This window comes from Collimonas arenae, from assembly GCF_000786695.1.
Classification (GTDB): Bacteria; Pseudomonadota; Gammaproteobacteria; order Burkholderiales; family Burkholderiaceae_D; genus Collimonas; species Collimonas arenae_A.
The window spans coordinates 4,663,901-4,682,664 of sequence record NZ_CP009962.1 but is presented as its reverse complement, the minus strand read 5'-3'; the positions used below and the strand labels follow the sequence as shown (position 1 = coordinate 4,682,664).

General features: G+C 58.2%; 19 protein-coding genes. 2 read left to right on the top strand and 17 right to left on the bottom strand.

Annotated features, from left to right (window positions below; all coding sequences use genetic code 11):
- Positions 1–10: 10 nt before the first annotated feature.
- Positions 11–1,228, top strand: a complete 1,218-nt coding sequence (locus LT85_RS20655) for an SDR family oxidoreductase (protein WP_052135361.1) — start codon at positions 11–13, stop codon at positions 1,226–1,228.
- A gap of 96 nt (positions 1,229–1,324) precedes the next feature.
- Here the strand turns inward: LT85_RS20655 and LT85_RS20650 are convergent, their stop codons facing one another.
- The 10 genes from LT85_RS20650 to LT85_RS20605 all read right to left on the bottom strand — a co-directional run bounded on the left by LT85_RS20650 (position 1,325) and on the right by LT85_RS20605 (position 10,817).
- The gene (locus LT85_RS20650; RefSeq protein WP_038492720.1) at positions 1,325–1,570 is read right to left on the bottom strand and encodes a GlsB/YeaQ/YmgE family stress response membrane protein; all 246 of its coding nucleotides are present in this window, start codon (positions 1,568–1,570) and stop codon (positions 1,325–1,327) included.
- A gap of 193 nt (positions 1,571–1,763) precedes the next feature.
- Positions 1,764–2,273, bottom strand: a complete 510-nt coding sequence (locus tag LT85_RS20645; RefSeq protein ID WP_038492717.1) for a DUF3761 domain-containing protein — start codon at positions 2,271–2,273, stop codon at positions 1,764–1,766.
- A 288-nt stretch (positions 2,274–2,561) separates the two neighbouring features.
- A complete protein-coding gene (locus LT85_RS20640; protein WP_038492714.1) occupies positions 2,562–3,602 on the bottom strand; it encodes a TonB-dependent receptor in 1,041 nt (346 codons plus the stop codon).
- Positions 3,603–3,673: 71 nt separating this feature from the next.
- Entirely contained in the window at positions 3,674–4,051 is a 378-nt protein-coding gene (locus tag LT85_RS20635) for a DUF2946 domain-containing protein (protein ID WP_081992598.1), read from the bottom strand.
- A 99-nt stretch (positions 4,052–4,150) separates the two neighbouring features.
- A complete protein-coding gene (locus LT85_RS20630; protein ID WP_038492709.1) occupies positions 4,151–5,752 on the bottom strand; it encodes an alkaline phosphatase D family protein in 1,602 nt (533 codons plus the stop codon).
- A gap of 140 nt (positions 5,753–5,892) precedes the next feature.
- Positions 5,893–6,465: a YceI family protein gene (locus LT85_RS20625; RefSeq protein WP_038492707.1), complete on the bottom strand. Its 573-nt coding sequence runs from the start codon at positions 6,463–6,465 to the stop codon at positions 5,893–5,895.
- Between the two features lie 150 nt (positions 6,466–6,615).
- Positions 6,616–7,200, bottom strand: coding sequence for a YceI family protein (locus tag LT85_RS20620; RefSeq protein WP_038492704.1), 585 nt, complete (start codon positions 7,198–7,200; stop codon positions 6,616–6,618).
- A 26-nt stretch (positions 7,201–7,226) separates the two neighbouring features.
- Entirely contained in the window at positions 7,227–7,751 is a 525-nt protein-coding gene (locus LT85_RS20615; RefSeq protein ID WP_038497013.1) for a cytochrome b, read from the bottom strand.
- A 235-nt stretch (positions 7,752–7,986) separates the two neighbouring features.
- Entirely contained in the window at positions 7,987–9,090 is a 1,104-nt protein-coding gene (locus LT85_RS25640; protein ID WP_156117598.1) for a hypothetical protein, read from the bottom strand.
- A gap of 23 nt (positions 9,091–9,113) precedes the next feature.
- Complete coding sequence (locus LT85_RS20605) at positions 9,114–10,817, bottom strand: SulP family inorganic anion transporter (RefSeq protein ID WP_081992826.1); 1,704 nt, start codon at positions 10,815–10,817, stop codon at positions 9,114–9,116.
- 97 nt (positions 10,818–10,914) lie between these two features.
- On the opposite strand from LT85_RS20605, the gene LT85_RS26760 reads away from it, so the two are divergent.
- Positions 10,915–11,130, top strand: a complete 216-nt coding sequence (locus LT85_RS26760; RefSeq protein WP_156117597.1) for a hypothetical protein — start codon at positions 10,915–10,917, stop codon at positions 11,128–11,130.
- 178 nt (positions 11,131–11,308) lie between these two features.
- Here the strand turns inward: LT85_RS26760 and LT85_RS20600 are convergent, their stop codons facing one another.
- The 7 genes from LT85_RS20600 to LT85_RS20570 form a co-directional block, all read right to left on the bottom strand.
- Positions 11,309–12,208 carry an efflux RND transporter periplasmic adaptor subunit gene (locus LT85_RS20600; protein WP_038492701.1) on the bottom strand — a complete coding sequence of 300 codons (900 nt, stop codon included), beginning with the start codon at positions 12,206–12,208 and terminating at the stop codon, positions 11,309–11,311.
- Between the two features lie 31 nt (positions 12,209–12,239).
- On the bottom strand, positions 12,240–12,443 hold the full coding sequence (locus LT85_RS20595; protein WP_038492699.1) for a DUF1656 domain-containing protein: 204 nt from the start codon (positions 12,441–12,443) through the stop codon (positions 12,240–12,242).
- Positions 12,444–12,445: 2 nt separating this feature from the next.
- Entirely contained in the window at positions 12,446–14,554 is a 2,109-nt protein-coding gene (locus LT85_RS20590; RefSeq protein ID WP_038492696.1) for an FUSC family protein, read from the bottom strand.
- A 12-nt stretch (positions 14,555–14,566) separates the two neighbouring features.
- Positions 14,567–16,102 (bottom strand): efflux transporter outer membrane subunit, encoded by a 1,536-nt coding sequence (locus LT85_RS20585; protein WP_052135359.1) that lies wholly within the window; start codon positions 16,100–16,102, stop codon positions 14,567–14,569.
- A 320-nt stretch (positions 16,103–16,422) separates the two neighbouring features.
- Positions 16,423–16,695, bottom strand: a complete 273-nt coding sequence (locus tag LT85_RS20580; RefSeq protein ID WP_038492693.1) for a DUF4148 domain-containing protein — start codon at positions 16,693–16,695, stop codon at positions 16,423–16,425.
- Between the two features lie 374 nt (positions 16,696–17,069).
- A complete protein-coding gene (mnmA, locus tag LT85_RS20575) occupies positions 17,070–18,191 on the bottom strand; it encodes a tRNA 2-thiouridine(34) synthase MnmA (protein ID WP_038492690.1) in 1,122 nt (373 codons plus the stop codon).
- Complete coding sequence (locus tag LT85_RS20570) at positions 18,181–18,669, bottom strand: NUDIX hydrolase (protein ID WP_038492687.1); 489 nt, start codon at positions 18,667–18,669, stop codon at positions 18,181–18,183. The genes mnmA and LT85_RS20570 overlap by 11 nt, the downstream gene beginning before the upstream one ends.
- Between the last annotated feature and the right edge of the window lie 95 nt (positions 18,670–18,764).

Genomic DNA, 18,764 nt, shown 5'->3' with positions numbered 1-18,764 from the left:
GTACGCCATCATGGTTTTTAATTTGTTCCCAAGATCGCCGTGGTTGCGTGGCAAACAAGAACTTGCCGCGCAAAATCCCTCTGAGGCAGGATCGCCACGAATTTTTCTTACTGGCGTCACCGGCTTCGTCGGCGGTGCGATTGCCGCCAACCTCGCGGGCAGCGCAAGCTTCAAGGAAATGCTATTTCTGGTTCGTGCGCAGTCGGCAGCGGAAGGCGTACGCAGGGTGCGCGCATCGATCGCTCGTTTTACGCGCTCCGCAGCGCCGCCAGCGGTGTCGGAGAGGCAGATCATCCTGGCTGACCTGAAAGATCCGCAGGCATTTTCGGATGCGCGGCTGAACGATGTCACGCACGTCATCCATAGCGCGGCGGTGACGTCCTTTGCCGATCGGCCGGATATCTGGGAGGTCAATGTCAACGCCACATTGCGGCTGGCCGCGCGGTTTTCCGGCCATACCAGGCTGCGGCGTTTTGTCTATGTCGGCACTGCCATGGCATGCGGCGTGGCGCGGGGTCCGGTGGTGACGGAGAGCATGCGCTTGCCGGAGGAAAGGGCGCACCTGGTGCCGTACACCGCCTCCAAGGCGCAAGCGGAGAATCAGCTGAGAGAACGCTTTCCAGAACTGCCGCTGGTGTCTGTGCGGCCATCGATCATCATCGGTCATTCGGCGCTGGGCTGCAAACCGTCCGCCAGTATTTTCTGGATACTGAAACTGGTCTCGCAACTCAATCGTTTTGTTTGTCCGCCGACGGCCCACCTGGATATCGTTCCGGTCGACTATTGTGCGCAGACGATCGTCGCTCTGACTTTAAAGGAGACGCTGGGCTTCTCCGCCTATCACATCGCGGCCGGGCTTAATGGGAGCGCCATGGTGGAGGAATTATTGCAGGCCTTCCACAGCATGGACGGGACTGCGGCGGGTCAGCCTTATGAACGGGTATCTGAGGAAGCGTTGTTGCCGCTGGCGCGTTCGTACAGTTCCCGCTATGCCGCTGAGAACCGTGTGGCGAAGGAACCGGGCAGCGGCCTGCTCAATATCCGCATGCTGCACAAGGCATTGATGCTGTACGGTCGCTTTTCAAAGCTGAATTATATTTTCGATACACAGCGATTATTGAGTGAAGGACTGGCCCCGGCGCCATCGTTCCTGGACTATATCGGCCGCTGTGATCGCAGCACCCGAAAATTATCGCTGAAGGCGCAAATGGCCTATGACTTCAAATAGCGGAATAGCGGAGTGAGTGAATCGAGGAAAAGAAAAAACCCGCACATGGCGGGTTTTTTATGCATTTTTTACAGCAATGCAGGGTAATGGTAATGCTCAGGCGCGCTTGATAAGCCGCAGGATGAACAGCAAGATGACAGCACCTACGGTGGCAGTCACGATCGACGCGATCATGCCGCCGCCAACATGAATACCAAGTATGCCGGCCAGCCAGCCGCCGATGAAAGCGCCGACGATACCGACGATGATATCAACCAGTACGCCGAAGCCGCCGCCCTTGACCACAACACCAGCCAGCCATCCTGCAATCGCGCCAACTACCAGCCAAGCGATAATGCCCATGAGATTTCCTTTCAAAGTTGACGATGTTTAGACTACCCGGCAAGAGTAGCGTAAACATCATCAAAAAAAGTCGTCCAATTGTAAAAGATAGATAAACCCGGAGTTCTTTATTGGTTGCCGGCGCTAACGGAAATCTGGCCGGAAATGAAAACAGGGCCAAGGAAACTATACCCCGGCCCTGTTTTTTTAGCTCTTAGCTACAAGCTTTGCCGTGGTCGGCGTGGTTGCCTGCTGCCTTGGCGGCTGCTTCTGTCATGTAAGAACCAGCCTTTGTCTTGCCATAGTACTTGCTGCCGGCGCAGTGATAGACCTTGCTGGAACTATTGACCCAAACGTCGCCTGGATTAGCGCCAGCTGCCGGAGCGGCGGCTGCAGCTGCTGGTTTTGCAGGAGCCATCGCTGCTGGTGCAGCTGGTTTTGCCATGGCCGCCGGTGCAGCGGCTGGAGCTGCTGCCGGAGTTGTGGCAGGTGCGGCGGCAGGTGTGGTAGCAGGTGCGGCGGCTGCCGCAGCGGCTGGTGCATACCATGTTTTTACGCCCTTATGGCCAGCGCAAGCGCCTTTCTTGGTAGCGTTGGAAGAGTAGCTGCCGTCCTTGCACAGGCCGGTGCTGCCGGCTGGCGCTGCTGCCGGTGCTTGGGCGAAGCTGGCGGCGGAAGTCAGTAAAGCTGCTGCAACTGCTGCTGAAATAAACAATGCTTTCATTTTTTTCTCCATGGAGTGGTAATGCAAATTTGTCAATCTGTCTACTTGCAGCACGACTGTGTTATCTGTTGTGCGCCGCACCTGGCAATATGACCGAGGTAGGTAATCAACGCGGTCAGATTGGATATGGCTGACATAAAGTGCGATACAAATGAAAACAATTGTGAGATATCGATGTTTAAGAGGGCGGCAATACAAGTAGCAGGGGATTTTTAGTTGTCAGGAAAATATGGGCATCAATAGTGTTGATGGGTTGGCGGCCGGCAACTGACTACCGGCCGCACACAGTTAGAACGAGTAGCGGGCGCCCACGGTGGCGGTAAAGCGCGGCGCGAGCTGTACGCCGTTGACTTTTTGATAAACCGGTAACTGTACGAAACCGTACAGCGAGACTTGCTGGGAGACCGGCACCGTCACGCCAGGGCTGAGATAGACCAGGGTGCCGCCGGTGCTGATGGTGTCCGCATTGGCGCCGACATCGTGCAGCACACGTCGCACGTTCAGCTGAATTTGCGGCGTGAAGGCGGTATTGCCCATATAGCGCAGGCCCAGATTCAGGTTGGCGCCGTCGCCTGGACGATACTGGTCGCTGGAATCCAGCGCCTTCTGTACGATGCCCTGTGCAAAATAATCCCAGTTCTGGCTCAGCGTATCCATATAGTAGATGCCGAGAATGGCGTCGGTGGTGCCGCTGCCCGGTTGCAGGCCGCGATCGATAGGCACTGGTCCCGGCGCCGTGGGATCGCTCGACATGGCGGTATCGGTATGGCTGCCGGTGGGCAGTTTCACACCGAACAAGATACCGAAATTATGTTCAGGCGAGAAACCCTGGTAACGGCCGATGAGCTTGAGGTCGCCGATGCTGGACGTCCTGGAATCGTACTGGCCGCCACCGGGGCCGGGCGTTATGCCATCCGAGGCGGTGCCCAGCGTGCTGTGGCTGCGCATAATGTAAGGCAATTGCAGATTGATGCCCCAGTCTGGATTGAAGCTGTAGTCGAGGCCGAGCGTCAGATAGTTGTTACGGGTGTATTTTTCGACTTCCTGCGGATCGCCATTATTGGAAATCCGGCTGGCGGCGGTGGGCGAGATGGTGCTGCTGCCGCTGCGTAGCTGGTTTTGATTCAGGTAGTCGTAGCGGATATCCATTTTCAGCCCGGACGAGCCGCCGATGCCGAGATTGTCCCAGTCGGAGCTGAGCGTGCAGCCGCAACTGGCGCAAGCCAGCGCTGCCTGTGGCAAGAGGGTGGTCAAAGACAAAGCCGCGAGTGGCCATACGGAAAGGCGCGCCGAAATAACGCGGGTGCGGCGAAAGAATGGCGTAGCCATGATGAAGGTATTCCTTGTTCAAGTTGTAACTCGCACTGTCGGTCAATGAAAGTGCGCTGTAGTTAACCAAATCAAGCAAATACGGGCGGCCCGCGCGATTGTGGATACAGCCGGACAACGCTGGCGTGCAGGGTTGATACTGCTTGCGGCAGAGCGATGGCTGCGCTGGCCGGAAGTTGCCACTGGCCGATGGCGGGCGGCAGGCCGAGGTCGGCCGCATGCAAGAAGCACAACAGGCAATGGCCTTGATGATTCTGGTCCGGTGTGTCGGAGTTGCCGGGGTTGTCTGAGCTGGCCGCCTGCACATGGCCGGCCACGCTGCACAGTTCGCCCAATCCCAGCGGCTGGCCGTGGGCGGCAGGCAGCAGCTGCACCACGCTTGGCAGCAAGGCTGCAAACATGGCAAGGCAGATAGCTAGCTGGCGTAATGGACGGGGCAGGCGGAACATGGGAAAGGCGGTCGCGGTTAGCCTTGCGCCGGGATGGCGAAGGCAGCCATATGTTAGCGCTTCGCCCCTGGCGAAGCAACAGACGCCGGCTGATAGCCGCTATGCCTCGGGATGCAGGTCGACCTTGAACAGATCCTTGCCGTCAATGTCGTGCAGGGAGACAGTCATGACTTTGCTCTTCGCATCGATCTTGCCGACCCCGAAAAATTGCAATAATTCGCTGGGCGGCCGGTTTTGCTTCATGTCGGCAGGGATGCTGACATAACGCACGTCGGGGCCGAAAGTATGGTCGATTTCTCCCGGACCGAAAGTGCCCGCATGCAGCGGGCCGCCGACAAATTCCCAGAACGGCTTGAAGTCGGTGAATTGGGCTTTTTCCGGCATATAGCGGGTGGCCGAGGCGTAGTGGACGTCGGCGGTGACCCACACCACGTTCTTGATATTGTGCTGCTTGATGAATTTGAGCAGGCTGGCCACTTCCAGCTCGCGCCCGCGCGGCTTGCCGTTGTCGCCATTGGCCCAGGCCTCGAAGGTCCCTTGCGGCACGTCGGGATTCAGATCCGGCACGACAATGGAGATTGGCATGTCGCTGGCGATGACCTTCCATGTCGACTGCGAACGCAGCAACGCCTGTTTGATCCAGCGCAATTGCGCCGCGCCGAGAAAGGCTGTATCCCGCGTCAGCGCGCTCTGGCGGTTCGGCGAATTAGCGCCGCGATAGCTGCGCTCGTCGAGCATGAATACTTCTAGCAGCGGGCCGTAGTTGAACATGCGGTAGACCCGCTCAGGATCGCTGGGTTCGATGCGAAACGGATTGTATTCGAACATCGCCCGCTTTGCGTTGGCTGCCAGGGTCGACAGATCGCGTTCCTGATAGCGCTGTTCGGCAGCGCCGATCTTCTGGCCCGGATACCAGTTGTTGCGCACTTCGTGATCGTCCCATTGCACCAGGAACGGGACCTCCGCGGCAAAGCGGCGCTTGTTGATATCCAGCAGGTTATAGGCGAAATTGCCGCGATAGTCGTCCAGCGTTTCCGCTACCTTGGATTTAGCCGGCGTCACCAGGTTTTGCCAGAGCGTGCCGTCGTCCAGCTTGACCTCTTTTTCGATGACGCCGTCCGCGTAAATCTGATCGCCGGAATGGATAAAGAAATCCGGCTTGAAACGGCGCATGGTTTCGTAAATCCGGTAGCCGCCCCAGGCTTCGTTGATGCCCCAGCCTTGTCCCGCTTCATCGCCGGAAAACGCGAAGGTGATGTCGCGTTCGGCGCCGCCCGGGATCAGCAAGCTGCCGCTCTGCGGCGCGCTATATACCGACGGGTTCTGGATATCCTGGAAACGCACGCGGTAAAAAACCGTTTGTCCGCTGGGCAGGCCGCTGAGATCCACTCTTGCAGAGAAATCGCTGCTGGACAACGCCAACGGTCCGCTCAGCGTCTGTGCGTTCCGGAAGCTCTCGTTGCTGGCGTATTCCACCACCATGCGCGACGGCCGGTCGGCGCGGCTCCAGATGATCGCCTTGTCGCGGCTGACATCGCCGCTCATCACACCGCTCGGCAATTGCGGCCGCAGCTTGTCGGAGGTGATGATGGCAGGAGCAACGGTTTGCGCGATGACGCTGTGCAGCGGTGCGCCGCTCAGCAAGACGCCAGCGCCGGCGGTGACTTTGTGCAAGAAAGTACGGCGTTTGTTGAAGGACATGGCATGTTCGGCGGGAGGGTGACTGAGCGCTGATTCTAACGATACAGTGTTACAGGCGGATGAACTGAGGAGAGGTTTGTTGTTGCGCAAAAAAAAAGCGGCCAGCGTAATGCTGGCCGCCTTGGTAGATATCGCTGCGATTAGTTGCTCTTGACTGCTTCGACCTGGATCGCCAGCTTTACTTCCGGTGCAAATTTCGGCACGCCGTAGCTGATGCCGAAGTCGCTGCGGTTGAATTCGCCAGATGCATCGGCGCCGCATACTTCACGCTTCAGCATCGGATGCATGATGCATTTGAACGAATTGATGGTCAGCTTGACTGGCTTGGTGACGCCGTGCAGGGTCAGTTCGCCGTCGACTGCAACCGGCTTGTCGCCATCGAACTTGATCGATGTGCTTTTGTAGGTCACGTCAGGAAATTTCTTGACGTCGAACATATCCGGGCCGGACGCGTGCTCGTTCAGTTTGGCCATACCGAAATCGATGGTGCTTGGATCGATATGGATATCGATGGCGCCAGTCTTGGCGGCGCGATCCAGGGTGACTGTGCCGGTGGTTTTTTCAAATTTGCCGCGCCAGACCGAAATACCCATATGGTCGGCTGCAAAGCTCGGATAAGTATGCGTCGGGTCGATGGTGTAGGTGTCGGCTGCGGCAAATGCGCTGGCGGCGCTGACGGCCAGCAGGGAGGCGATGATGAGCTTGAGTTTCATTGGTGATGATCCTTTCAGTGGAATAATGTCTTAGAGGTTGTTGCGAAATTAACCTGGCGTTGTTGCGTCGGGGCAGCCATCCGCTCCTAGCCGTACTGCTCGTACTGTCTTCGTCGGCGCGCCTAACCATCTTAATTTCACAACAGCCTCTTAGTTCGCTACAAGATGAAACTTGATGGTGATTTCGTCCGCTACCATGCTGGTGTCTTTCCATTCGCCTTCACCAATATTGTAGGTGAGCCGCTTGATCGGCAACGTGCCGTCGAACACCTGTGCGCCGCCTTGTTTAGAGACGCTCAGGGGGAAACTGACATCGGTGGTCTTGCCCTTGATGGTCAGCTTGCCGCTGACGTCGTACTTGCTGCCGGTTGGCGCGCCGGCGCTGGCCTTGATGGTGCTGGCGACAAAGCTGGCTTTGGGGAATTGCGCCGCATTGAACCATTCTTTCTTCAGCGTTTCTTTATTGTATTCAGGATCGCCGAGGTCGAAGCTGGCGATGTCGATGTCGACGCTGGCTTTGGCGGCGGTCGGCTGTGCGCTGTTGAAATCGATGGCCGGGCTGAACTTCTTGAACTTGGCTTCCACCGGCACATTCATCTGTTTGAAGACGATGGTGACGGTGCTTTTGGCCAGGTCAGGTTTCAGCACCGAGGCATTGGCCGACCAGCTGGCGCCCAAGGCCAACAAGCCGACAGCGGCAGTTCGTAAGCTGAGATTGAGGAAGCGTGCAGACATGAAGTGTCCTTTGATGGGATAGGTGGTTAAGGCAGCATGCGCTTGAGCACGCCGTCGCGGTCGATGAAATGGTGCTTGAGCGCAGCCAGCACGTGCAGCGAGACAGCGCCCAGCATGATCATGTTGAGTGTGTAGTGCACCAGTTTCAGTATCGGTTTCAGATCCGGATTGGGCGCGATCAGCACCGGCATCGGCCAGATGCCGAGGTAAGTCACCGGCACGCCGGCTGCCAGGCTGTAGAAATAGCCGGAGAGCGGCACAGCGAAAATCAGTACATACAAGAAGATGTGCAAGCCGTGCGCAGCCGTTTGCTGCCATGGTTGCATGCTGGCCGGGTAGGGCGGCGCGCCGTTGGTCTTGCGCCATAGCAAGCGCAGGCATGCCAGAGCGAACACCGTCACGCCCAGCCATTTATGCCAGGAGAAATATTTCAGTTTGGTTGGCGTCAGGCCGGGAATATCAACCATGGTCAGGCCCAGCGTAAAGGCCGCAACGATAAGGATAGCGACCAGCCAGTGCAGCACAATGGCTGGAATTGAGTAACGTTGCATAGTCATGGAGCAGTCATTATGGAGCGACAATTAAACAGGGTTCAGAACGGCCAATGGCAGGCGGAAAATCAAGCCGGCTTATGCGATCGGCGGTCGCATTGCGACCTGCAAAACGGCAGCGAGTTCCCGGCAGCGCCTGTGACTGGCAATGTGTACGCTCGGCAAGTAACGCAAGCGAGTCGCTATAGTATCGGAAATTTCTGAACCATGTTTTCGAGCGCCACCCGCGCTGCTGTTATGGCTTGCGCTGATAACTGCCCTCACTGGCAGGAGCGCCGTTCATGTCGTCGCCTTCAGCGTAAAGCGAGATCACTACCTTGCCTGGTGTTGCTGAAGGATTAATACGTAGCTGTTCGACTGCTATTTTGTTGATGATGCAAGAACCGTTTTTATCAACTCGCAGCCGTACCTGCTGCGGAGTGCTTTCCAGCACAATCGTCCTGGCCTGGTTGCAGTTGATGGCGTTCAGCGCATGTCCGGAAATCGCCACGGCGTCGCCGGTATAGATTTCGGCATAGGGCGATGGGGTAGCGCTGGTCGGCAGCCATGCTCCCGCAGCCCAGCGTGGTACTTGCGGGACTGCGGAGGCCATTACCGGTACGGAAGCGGCTGGCGACGGCGGCGCGACGGCTGTTACAACCCGCGGCGCCATGGCAGCTTCTGTCGGCAGTGCAGTTGGCGCAGGGTCTGCCACAGGTGCGGCGCCGAAGTCAGGCGGTGTTGCCGGTATCGATGAAATCGGCGGTGTCGGCATGATTGGCTGTGACGGCGCGTCAGGCTCGGGCGCTGCCGCTGCCGTTCCTGGCATTGCAATGCTGGTATCCGGCGCAGATTCGGAAATCGTTGGCGGCACCACTTGCTGAGGCTGCGCCTCGACAGGCGGCATGGCAAACAGCGGCTCTTGATTGCCGGTTGCCGGTGGCATGGACGATACAGGTGGCACAGGCGGCAGCGGAGCGGCCGGCGGATTTGCGCCACCGTTACCGCCCAGCAGGTTCGGCAGGAGTTGCAGAGCGGCTTGTCTCGACATGACGATGCGCATTTGCGGTGTGTCGACAACGTTTTGGACGTGCGAAGTATTGATTGCCTGGCCGTCGATCATTACTGTCAGATCCTGCTCCAGCGCGGCGCTGGTGGCGGCCTGCATCCGCTGCTGCGCATCCTGGCTCAGCGTGATATCCAGCTCGATCGCATCTGGATTGGCGTTGTATGTATCCTTGATGTTCAGGCTGATTTCGGTGAAATCGCGTTGCGAGGAAAAGGCAATCTCGGCGGCGCTGGCCGTCATGGCGGCGCCAACCGTCAATGTTGCGCATGTCACATAGAGCGCGATTGTCATTATTTTCCAGCGTACGCGCATGCTCATGCTCCCGTGATCGTTTCGTTGGATGGTGTGGTTTGCTGCTGCGCTGTCAATGCCAGGTGCACCGCCTCGGCGACGCTCAGCGCGCTCAGCGAGGCAGCCGGGAAACCTGGCGCGGCGGCATTCTTCATGATGTCGTAGACCGGATCTTTGAGTCGGGCCAGTAATAGCCGCAGGCCGCTAGTGCCGACGAAACTGAAAAAATCGTGCAAGCCTTCGAGGCTCGAACTATCGAGGTCCGGTGATTCTTCCAGGCTGAGAATCACGGTATGCAACGCCGGCGCGGCTTCGATGGAATGGCGCGCCTGGCTCAGGATCCGTTCGGCATTGGCAAAAAACAGGGGTTCGTTAGGACGCAGGATGATGATGCCGGCCACCGGCTTTGCATCCGGATGGGTACGCATGTTGACGAAATCGTGCGTCTCGCCCAGTTGCCCCAGGACGGAAATAGTCGATTGCGAAAACTGTCTGAGCATCATTAAGATGCTGATGGCGATCGAGACCAGCAAGCCATCCAGCACACCTAGCAGCAACACGGCGACTACCGAGGCGATCACCACCACGCGATCGCGGCGCCATTGGAAGTAAGGACGGAACACCATCGGATTGAGGGTATGGCTGACGGCATGGATCACGATGGCGGCCAGTACCGGTTCCGGCGTCAGGGCAATCGCCGGCAACAAGGTCAGCACGATTGCCAGCATCACCAGCGCCGCTATCCAACCCGACAGGCGCGAAGTAGCGCCGGCCGCTTCATTGGCGGATGTGGCCGAATAACCGGCGCCGACCGGCATGCCATGGAACAGGCCGGATAGCAGATTGGAGGCGCCCAGCGCCAGCAGGTCACGGTTCGGCGACACTGTATCGCCGTGCTTGATGGCAAAGCTGCGGATCGAGCCATATGATTCTGCGTACAAGATCATGCCCATCGCAAAACCCAGTTCGCCCAGGCGCAGCCAGTCGGCGCGCGACAACATGGGCAAGGTCGGTGTCGCCAGTTGCAGGTGGATGCTGCCAACCAGGCCGACGCCGTACTGAGACAGGTTCAGCCACTGGCCGGCAGCGACGCCGATGACGATCACTAGCAAGGCGCCTGGCACCCGCCGCAGTTGAGCAAACAAAAACAGCAAAGCCAGCGCTGCCGCCATTACGGCGACGCTGATCCAGTTCCAGTGACCGCTTTGCGCCAGCATTTCCGGAATGAAGCGGGTCATGTCGCTATGCGCCGGCTGGACGCCGACCACGCTGGCCACTTGTTTGACGATGATCACGATCGCCAGGCCGAAGGCGAAACCGCGCAATACCGGCTTGGCGATAAAGTCGGTGACGCTACCCATGCGGGCCAGTCCCGCCAGCAGGAAAAACAACCCGGTAATCATCACCAGCCCGATCGCTAGCGTCATGCGCAAGCCAACGTCGCCATTCGACATGGACGCAGTGGCTGCCGCCAGCACGGCGGCAGACGATGAGGTCGCCGAGACAATCGCAAAGCGGCTACTACCGAACAGGCCATAGCAGAGCAGGCCGGCAAACAAGGCAATCACCCCGGTTTGCGGGGGCAGGTTGGCGATACTGGAATAGGCGACGGCTTCGGGCAGCAGCAGCCCGGCAATCGAGAGGCCGGCAACCAGATCCGCCATGACCATGCGTTTGGCCGGTGGCGCCTGATTGAGGTCGGCATGTTGTGATTGTGCAGTGCTCATGCGGCTCCCTGGGATGGACGTATATGTTTTAATTTTATGCTGCTTTCGCAACAATGCGATGCCGTAACGAAACAATTCCCGTTTGGCATTGTCATGCATGCTTGATCAGCAAGCAATGAGTGCTGTTGATTTTAAGTCAAATATTATTGATCGAGGTGGGCATTTTTTATCAACAAGTAAAGCGCGCATAGTGCCGCCATGGGTTGTCGACTCGCCATCACTCAGGCAAGGATTGAAAGCGCAATTTAAATTGATCCGCGATGCGGCGCAATCACGGCTAGTGCCGGCAGCGGTCGATGTGTGGGGATTTTAATGTATGCCTGAGACGTGAATAGCCGCGTATTGGCGGTTGGCGCGCGCAAGGAACCGGGTTGGCAGCCGCAGCATGCAACGGTGCCGGAGTGGATTAAAGAAAAGACGATATGAAACTGGATTGAAGTCCGGATCAAGTTGACAGGTTGGATTAGCAAGGCGTAATCCAACCTGTCTTTTTATTTTTTAACTGCCACCGGTCGTTGTCCAGGCTTGACGATCACGGTGCAGGTCATGCCTGCGGCCAGCGTGATGCCTTCCGGGATCTTATCGATATGGATACGCACAGGTACGCGTTGCGCCAGCCGTACCCAATTGAAGCTTGGATTCACGTTGGCCAGGCCATAGCTGCCAAGTGCATTGTCGCGGTCGGTGATGCCGCGCGAGATGCTGTCGACGTGGCCGTCGATGATTTGTTCGCTGCCGAGCAGGCGCATGTCGACGGCGTCGCCGACCTTCATCAAGGGCAGCTTGTTCTCTTCAAAGTATCCATAAACCCAAAATGAATTGGCGTCGATCACTGCCAGTTTTGGCGCGCCTGCCTGAGCGTAGTCGCCGGCATGCACGTTCAGGTTGGTGATCCAGCCATCGACCGTGGCCCGTACTTCGGTCCGGTCCAGGTTCAACTTGGCGCTATCGCGCGCGACTAGCGCCGCCTGGTACGAGGCTTGGGCGGCGGAGGCGTCGGCGCTGGAATTCTCGCGGTTTTCGTTGGAGATGACATCGCCATCCAGTTTGGCGCGGCGTTCGGCGTCGCGTTGTTTGGTGGTCAGGCCGACCCGGCGTTCGGTTACCAGCGCTTCCGCTTGCGCCAGCGCCAGCGTGTAGCGCGCTGGATCGATTTTCATCAGCAGGTCGCCTTTGTGCACATAGCTGTTGTCAGCTACCGGCACCGCTACCACGATGCCGGAGACATCGGCGGCGACGCTGACGACATCGGCGCGTACCCGGCCGTCGCGGGTCCAGGGTGTATTCATGTAGCGCTCCCACAGTGCGCGCGCCAGCAAGACCGCGATCAGGACCACTAATAGCGTGATGATGACCTGCAGCAGGGTTTTTAGAATGGTGGATGGTTTCATGTCGACCTTAGAGCAAATTTTTTACAGCAGATTAAACAACGTGCAACAACAATCCGGCGCCGCCGAAAATGCAAAAAAACAGGGCAATGCGGAACAGGCTGGGATGCCAGACATAGCGGTACCATCCCAGCCGGGTAAACAGCCAGTCGATCGCCAGCTGCACGAACAGGCAGCCGATAAAGACCAGCAGCAAAGTAGGGATGAGCGCATCGAAGAGTGCGATTTCACGCGGCATGATCAATTTCCGGTAGAAGGTGTGGTGGGCCTGGATACGGTTTCCGCCGGCGTCAGCACGGTGACCCGTTCCAGCATGGCGCCGCGCATCAGGTGCAGGTTGGCCAGCACTCCTGGCATGTCGCTGCACACTGCAATCGTCGCCAGTACGGAATCCAGCGCTGCCCGCAAGCGGGTTTGATTGGGGCGCGAAAACAGACGGGCAATGCTGTATATGCTGTCGTCGATCCTGGCGTGTATCTGCGGATCGTCGACGCTCAGCGCTTCCTGCCGCAGCTGGATCACGGCGCGGCCGATTTCCAGCACCGACAATAGCCAGGTCATGATGCCGCGGTCGTCCTCGTTATCCAGAGAATGGGTAATGGCAAAGCGCGAGAGCAGGTCGCGAGTGCCGCTCTCAAACCTTCCTGCCAGGCCGGGCAGCGGCCGGTTGCAGGCTTCCACCACCTGGAAGCGCAGGGCGCGCGCCAGGCGGCGCTTGATCCAGCGGCTGTCGGAAGGATCGATGATCTGGTACATGACCGAGGCGATGGCGACGCCGATCAGGCCGCCAGCCATGCCGTTGAGCAGCTCCAGCATGTCGAACTGGTAGTTGCTGCCGATGCTGGCGTAGGTAAAGAAAAACAGCAAAATACCGGTGCCGATGCCGGAATATTTCCGGGTAGTGGTGAGCCATGCGCCGATCAGGATGAAGGGGGCCAGCGCGATACATAGCATGGTGAAATTCTCGGCCTGCGATTGCAGGTAATACGCCGACAAGAAACCGAAAAAGCCACCGAGCGCAGCGCCGATCATGAACTGCCGCACAATCTTGACCGGCGCGGGAGCCGCCGCGAACAGGGCGCTGACGACGGTCGCCATGACCACCGCGTCGGCGCCGGAAACCCATCCGGTCTGGATCCAGAACAGCGACGATATACCGAAGCCGATCGCAGCCCGCAGCGCCGAGGTGAAGATCAGTGTCGGATCGGTGCGTGCGACATAGTGCGCTGGCAGCTGGACGTCGTCCGCCATGTGCATTTCGGCCTGGATTACTACGGCATGGATGCGGGCATAGATCAGTAATTCATCGGCGAACCTGGTCAGCAATTCGGTGGCGGAATCGAAATCCAGCGGGTCGCTGGCAGCGCTGTCGATACTGGCCGCAAGCGCGCGACGCAGGGCGACCAAACGTTGCGGCAGCCCATTGCGGATCTGTTTCAATTGCGTCCTGTCCTGGCTCGACAGCGCGCGCACAATTGCCTTGTATTCCATCATCAGGGCATTCAGCGTGCTGCGCTTGCCGCTGGCTTGCAAGCGGCCGAACAGTTGATCGAGCGAATGGAAAGTGGTGGAGGCGGTCATGAAGGCGTTGTTCAACTGGCGCAGCTGCAGGCTTTGCAAATGGCCGGCGGCGCTTTCAAACACGGATGAGGTACGCAAGGCTTCCAATGAAATCACTTCGCCGATAAAGCGCAGCACCATGCGCTCGCGCACCGGCCGCGACACCGCGCTGCTTTCATCGAGTGCAATAAATGTTTTGAAGTCGGCAAAGCGCTTGCGCACTGTCAGCAGCAAGACGTCCGATAAATGCTTGGGAAACAGCACGTCGCTGACCACGCCGGCGCACAGCAAACCCAGCATTACTTCGGCCAGGCGGGTCATGGCGATGTCGAAAGCCTGGTCAGGTTGCAGCGCCGCCGGCAAGCCGACGATGACCAGCGTATAGCCAGCCAGCACGAACGCATAGGATTGGAAGTTGCGGAAGATGGTCGAGCCGGCGGTGCAGAGGGCGACCCAGCAAGCGCCCGCTGCCAGGAACAGCACCGGCTGCTGGGTAAACGAAGCTGCCAGGATGATCGACATGATGACGCCGATCACGGTGCCGATGAAGCGGTAGAAGCCTTTCGCCAGCACCAGCCCGCTGCGCGGCTGCAGAACGATGATCACGGTCACCATGGCGGTGCCGGGTTTGGACAAATCGAACAGCAGCGATAGTCCCAGCGCCAGCATGGTCGCGATCAGGATTTTGCTGACGTGCAGCAGATTCTCGCCGTGGTTGTCGATCCAGATGACGCCTGCTTGCGCCAGATGATGCAGCCAGGACTGGCGGCGGCTTGCGATGTCGCTCATGATGGTGGCCGTTTATTTTTCTGCGGCCACGGCGGCGTTTTCCGTCGCGCCAGGCAGCGGCAGATCGTCGCCCAGGCCGCCACCCAGTGCCTGCATCAGTTGCGCCCAGCTATCCAGATAGCTGGCGCGGATTTGCGCTACGCGCAGTTGTTGCTGCAGCAGCACCAGCTGGGTCTGGATGACGTTGATGTTGGCGGTCAGGCCGGCTTGGTAGCCGCGCTTGGCGAGCTCGTAGGATTTCTTCGATAGCGCCAGCGCCTGTTCCGACTGTACGCGTTGCTGCTGTTCCGATTTCAGCTTGACGATCTGGTCGGCCACGCTTTGCAAGGCTTGCACCAAGGTGTTGTTATAACTTTCAATTGCGCCGTCGAGTGCGGCGGTCTGAGCGCCGAGGTTGGCGCGCAAGCGGCCGCCTTCAAAAATCGGCAGCGAAATCGCAGGACCGGCGCCGCGCACGCCGGAAGAGGCGCTCAGGAAATTGGTGAAGCCGAGTGCTTGCAGGCCGATAAAGGCGGAGATATTGATATCCGGATAGAAGGCGGCCTTGGCGACGTCGATATTCTTGCTCATCGCTTCGACCCGCCAGCGTTGCGCGATCACATCCGGGCGACGGCCGATCAGGTGGGCCGGCACGTTGTCAGGCAGGGCGACCGGCAATTGCGCGTTGCCGCGGCTGCCAGTGCCATCGATGGCAGCGTTCAGCGTCGCAGCCAGCACGGGGCGTTGAATCGCCTCGCCGCTGCCAGGGCCTTTACCGCTCAGGGCGGCAATCTGGTTGCGCAGCAGAGCGATGTTCTCGTCGATTCTTTCGATGTTGCTGCGCGCATCAGGCAATGCAGCTTCTGCCTGGCTGACTTCCAGTCGCGTGCCAAGACCGGCGTTCAGCTTGCGCTGAGCGATATTGGCGATGGAAGTCTGTTGCGTCAGCGTCGCACTGGCGACGTCGCGCAGTGCGAACTGGGTCGCCAGTTGCAGATAGCCGCGCACCACCGCTACTTCCAGGTTTAACTGGGCGCTACGGGCTTCGGCGGCGCTGACGTGGACTGTATCGAGCGCCGATTCGAGCGCACTGCGGTCCTTGTCCCACAGGTCGAGGTCATAGCTGGCCTTGACGGTGATTTCATTATCCCAGTTCCAGCTGCCACCCAGCGGCGGCGGGAAGATGTATTCCTCCGAATACAGGCCGCGCGTACTGCTGGCTTCAAGGCCAACCTTAGGCAAGGTTGCTGCGCGGGACACGCCTGCCAGTGCAGATGCCTGGCGGATGCGGGCTTGGGCGATTTTCAAGCTGGGGCTATCGGCTACTGCTTGTTGCACTAGCGCATTGAGTTGTGGATCGCGATAATTTTCCCACCAGGCGCTGGTCGGCCACGCAGCGTTGCCAATCTTGCTGAGCGCAGAACCGGCGGCCAGCGCGCTGCCATCCGATAATTTCGATTGCGGGGAAATACCTGAGAAATCGGCGCAGCCACTGAGCAACATGGCCAGCGAGCAGGTCAGCAACAGGCTGGTTGAAAGGGGAGACTTGGGAAGGGAAGATAACCGCATGGTGACCTGAAATAGTGTAACAACGAAAGAGGTCTGAGAGTCAGGACTTACGCAAAACCGCCCTGACTGCGTTGCATCTCCTAGCCGTACAATTCTCGTACTGTCTTCGTCGATGCGTCTTGCCAGAACGATTTTGCGTAAGTCCTGAAAGTAATGCTCTGTTGGCGCGATAGAGAACGATAGGGCGCTATATGGCGCTTATGTCAGCCGGCAGTCATGGTGCAAAACACTATGGCTGAATAATAGCAAAACGCCAGCATTGCTGGCGTTTTGCGTGATTCTTTAAATTGCGGAATCAGTATCGCTTTGTCTTTTACAGCTTAGTTGCCGTTGTAGACCGATGGATCTGTCTTGCTGATCTGGCTCACCACTTCAGCACGGGTAACTTGTTTGCCGGCAGCTGCAACTACGGGGTATTCGCTGCGTGCCTGGTTCAGCGTGCCGTCTTTTTGGGCTTGTGCTACTTCAGCCTGGACGTCTGCACGCGACTTGGTGGAGACGAATGGTGTTTCAGGTGGGTATGGTGTAACGGCAAAAGCGCTGCTGGCGGCGGCTAAAACGGCGAGACCAGCGATAAGTTGTTTGGCATTCATTTTTTTTCTCCAAGAAATTGATAGATAGCACCGGGCTCGGCGGAACAGGCATTTGTATCTGTAGCCCGTCGGGTCCTGCCTCGGTGAGCGGCGCACTTGCGTTGCTGATTCAGTGCTGCTTGCTTGTGTGTTGCGCCCATCGATGAAGCTCAGTGTAGAGGCTTCAGGAATAACAATAAATGGCATTGATGGAAATTAACTATTCCGTAATCAGCAATAATATGCAGGAACTTATTGTTGCAATTGAACGACATAGTGTGTTTGGGTAAAATTTTGGATTTGTCTGATCTGGCCAGAACGGCTCAGAACGGTAGAAATGACCGGTTTTACGCCATGAAGATGTAAAACCGGTGTTGCGGAGTACTTATCCGGCCTTAGCTGCCGGACGACTCGATGATGCCGCCGCCGAGGCACACATCGCCGTCATACAGCACGGCGGACTGACCCGGCGTCACGGCCCATTGCGGATCCGTGAACTGGAGCTTGAAATTTTCGGCGGTCTCGACTTGCAGGCTGCCAAACACACAAGCCATATCGGCTTGCCGGTAGCGCGTCTTGGCCGACAAGTGGCTGGTCTGCGGCGCGGCGCCCGCAACCCAGCTGAGTTGGCCGGCTTGCAAGGTCGATGACAGCAGCCACGGATGGGCGTGTCCCTGCACGATGTACAAAGTGTTGTTTTCCACATCCTTGCGCGCTACATACCAGGGATCGCTGTCGCCGCCGGCATTCTTGTGCGATTTCATGCCGCCAAGGCCGATGCCCTTGCGCTGCCCCAGCGTATAGAAACTCAGGCCGACATGTTCACCCACCACGTCGCCATCGGACGTTTTCATCGGTCCTGGTTTGTAGGAAAGGTAACGGTTCAGGAATTCGCGGAACGGTCGCTCGCCGATGAAGCAGATGCCGGTGGAATCTTTCTTCTTGGCGTTCGGCAGCTGGATCTGCTCGGCGATCTTGCGCACTTCTGTTTTCTCGATTTCACCCAGCGGAAACAATGTTTTCGACAATTGCGCCTGGTTCAGGCGATGCAGGAAGTAACTCTGGTCCTTGCTGGCGTCGACCGCTTTCAGCAATTCGAAACGGCCGGGATCGGACGGGGCCTGCCGCACGCGGGCGTAATGGCCGGTGGCGATCAGGTCGGCGCCGAGTTTCATGGCGTGGTCGAGGAAGGCTTTGAACTTGATTTCTGCATTGCACAGCACGTCCGGGTTGGGCGTGCGCCCGGCTTGGTACTCGCGCAGAAATTCGGCGAACACCCGATCTTTGTACTCTGCTGCAAAATTCACGGCTTCGATGTCGACGCCAATCACGTCCGCCACGCTGACAGCATCGATCCAGTCCTGGCGGGTGGAGCAGTACTCGGAATCGTCGTCGTCTTCCCAGTTCTTCATGAACAGGCCGATCACTTCATAGCCTTGCTGCTTCAGCATCCAGGCTGCAACCGATGAGTCGACGCCGCCAGACATGCCGATCACCACGCGTTTTTTAGTCGACATGTTCCACTCCATAGGCGCTCGGGTGGGTATTCACCATGGACAAAGGCGCACGCTGGCCGCGCAGGTAGTCGTCAACGCACAACAACACTTGCGGACTGCGGTGGCGTTCGGCGCAGGCTGCCATTTCGTCGCGCGACATCCACAAGGTGCGCAAAATGCCATGATCCAGCGGCTGGTCATGCTGGACGCCCAGATCGCCGCAGAAGGCGAAGCGTAAGTAAGTGACCGCTTTGCCGGTACGGGCCGAGACATAACGCGCCATATACATGCCGACCAGTGCGGTGGGAGTGAATTCGTGTGCTGTTTCTTCCAGCGTTTCGCGCGCGACCGCCTGCAGCAGCGACTCGTTGGGATCGAGATGGCCGGCTGGCTGGTTGATGCGGATGCCGTCGCTGGTTGCTTCTTCTATCAGCAAGAAGCGGCCGTCGCGCTCGATGATGGCGGCGACAGTGACGGAGGGTTTCCAAACGTCAGTCATAAATTCCTCGGTTAATCCGATATTTTAACTTGCCTGCCGGTTTTCAATGAGAAGTGAGTCAGACAGGGATGACGCCTTCGGACAGCCGGGCGAAT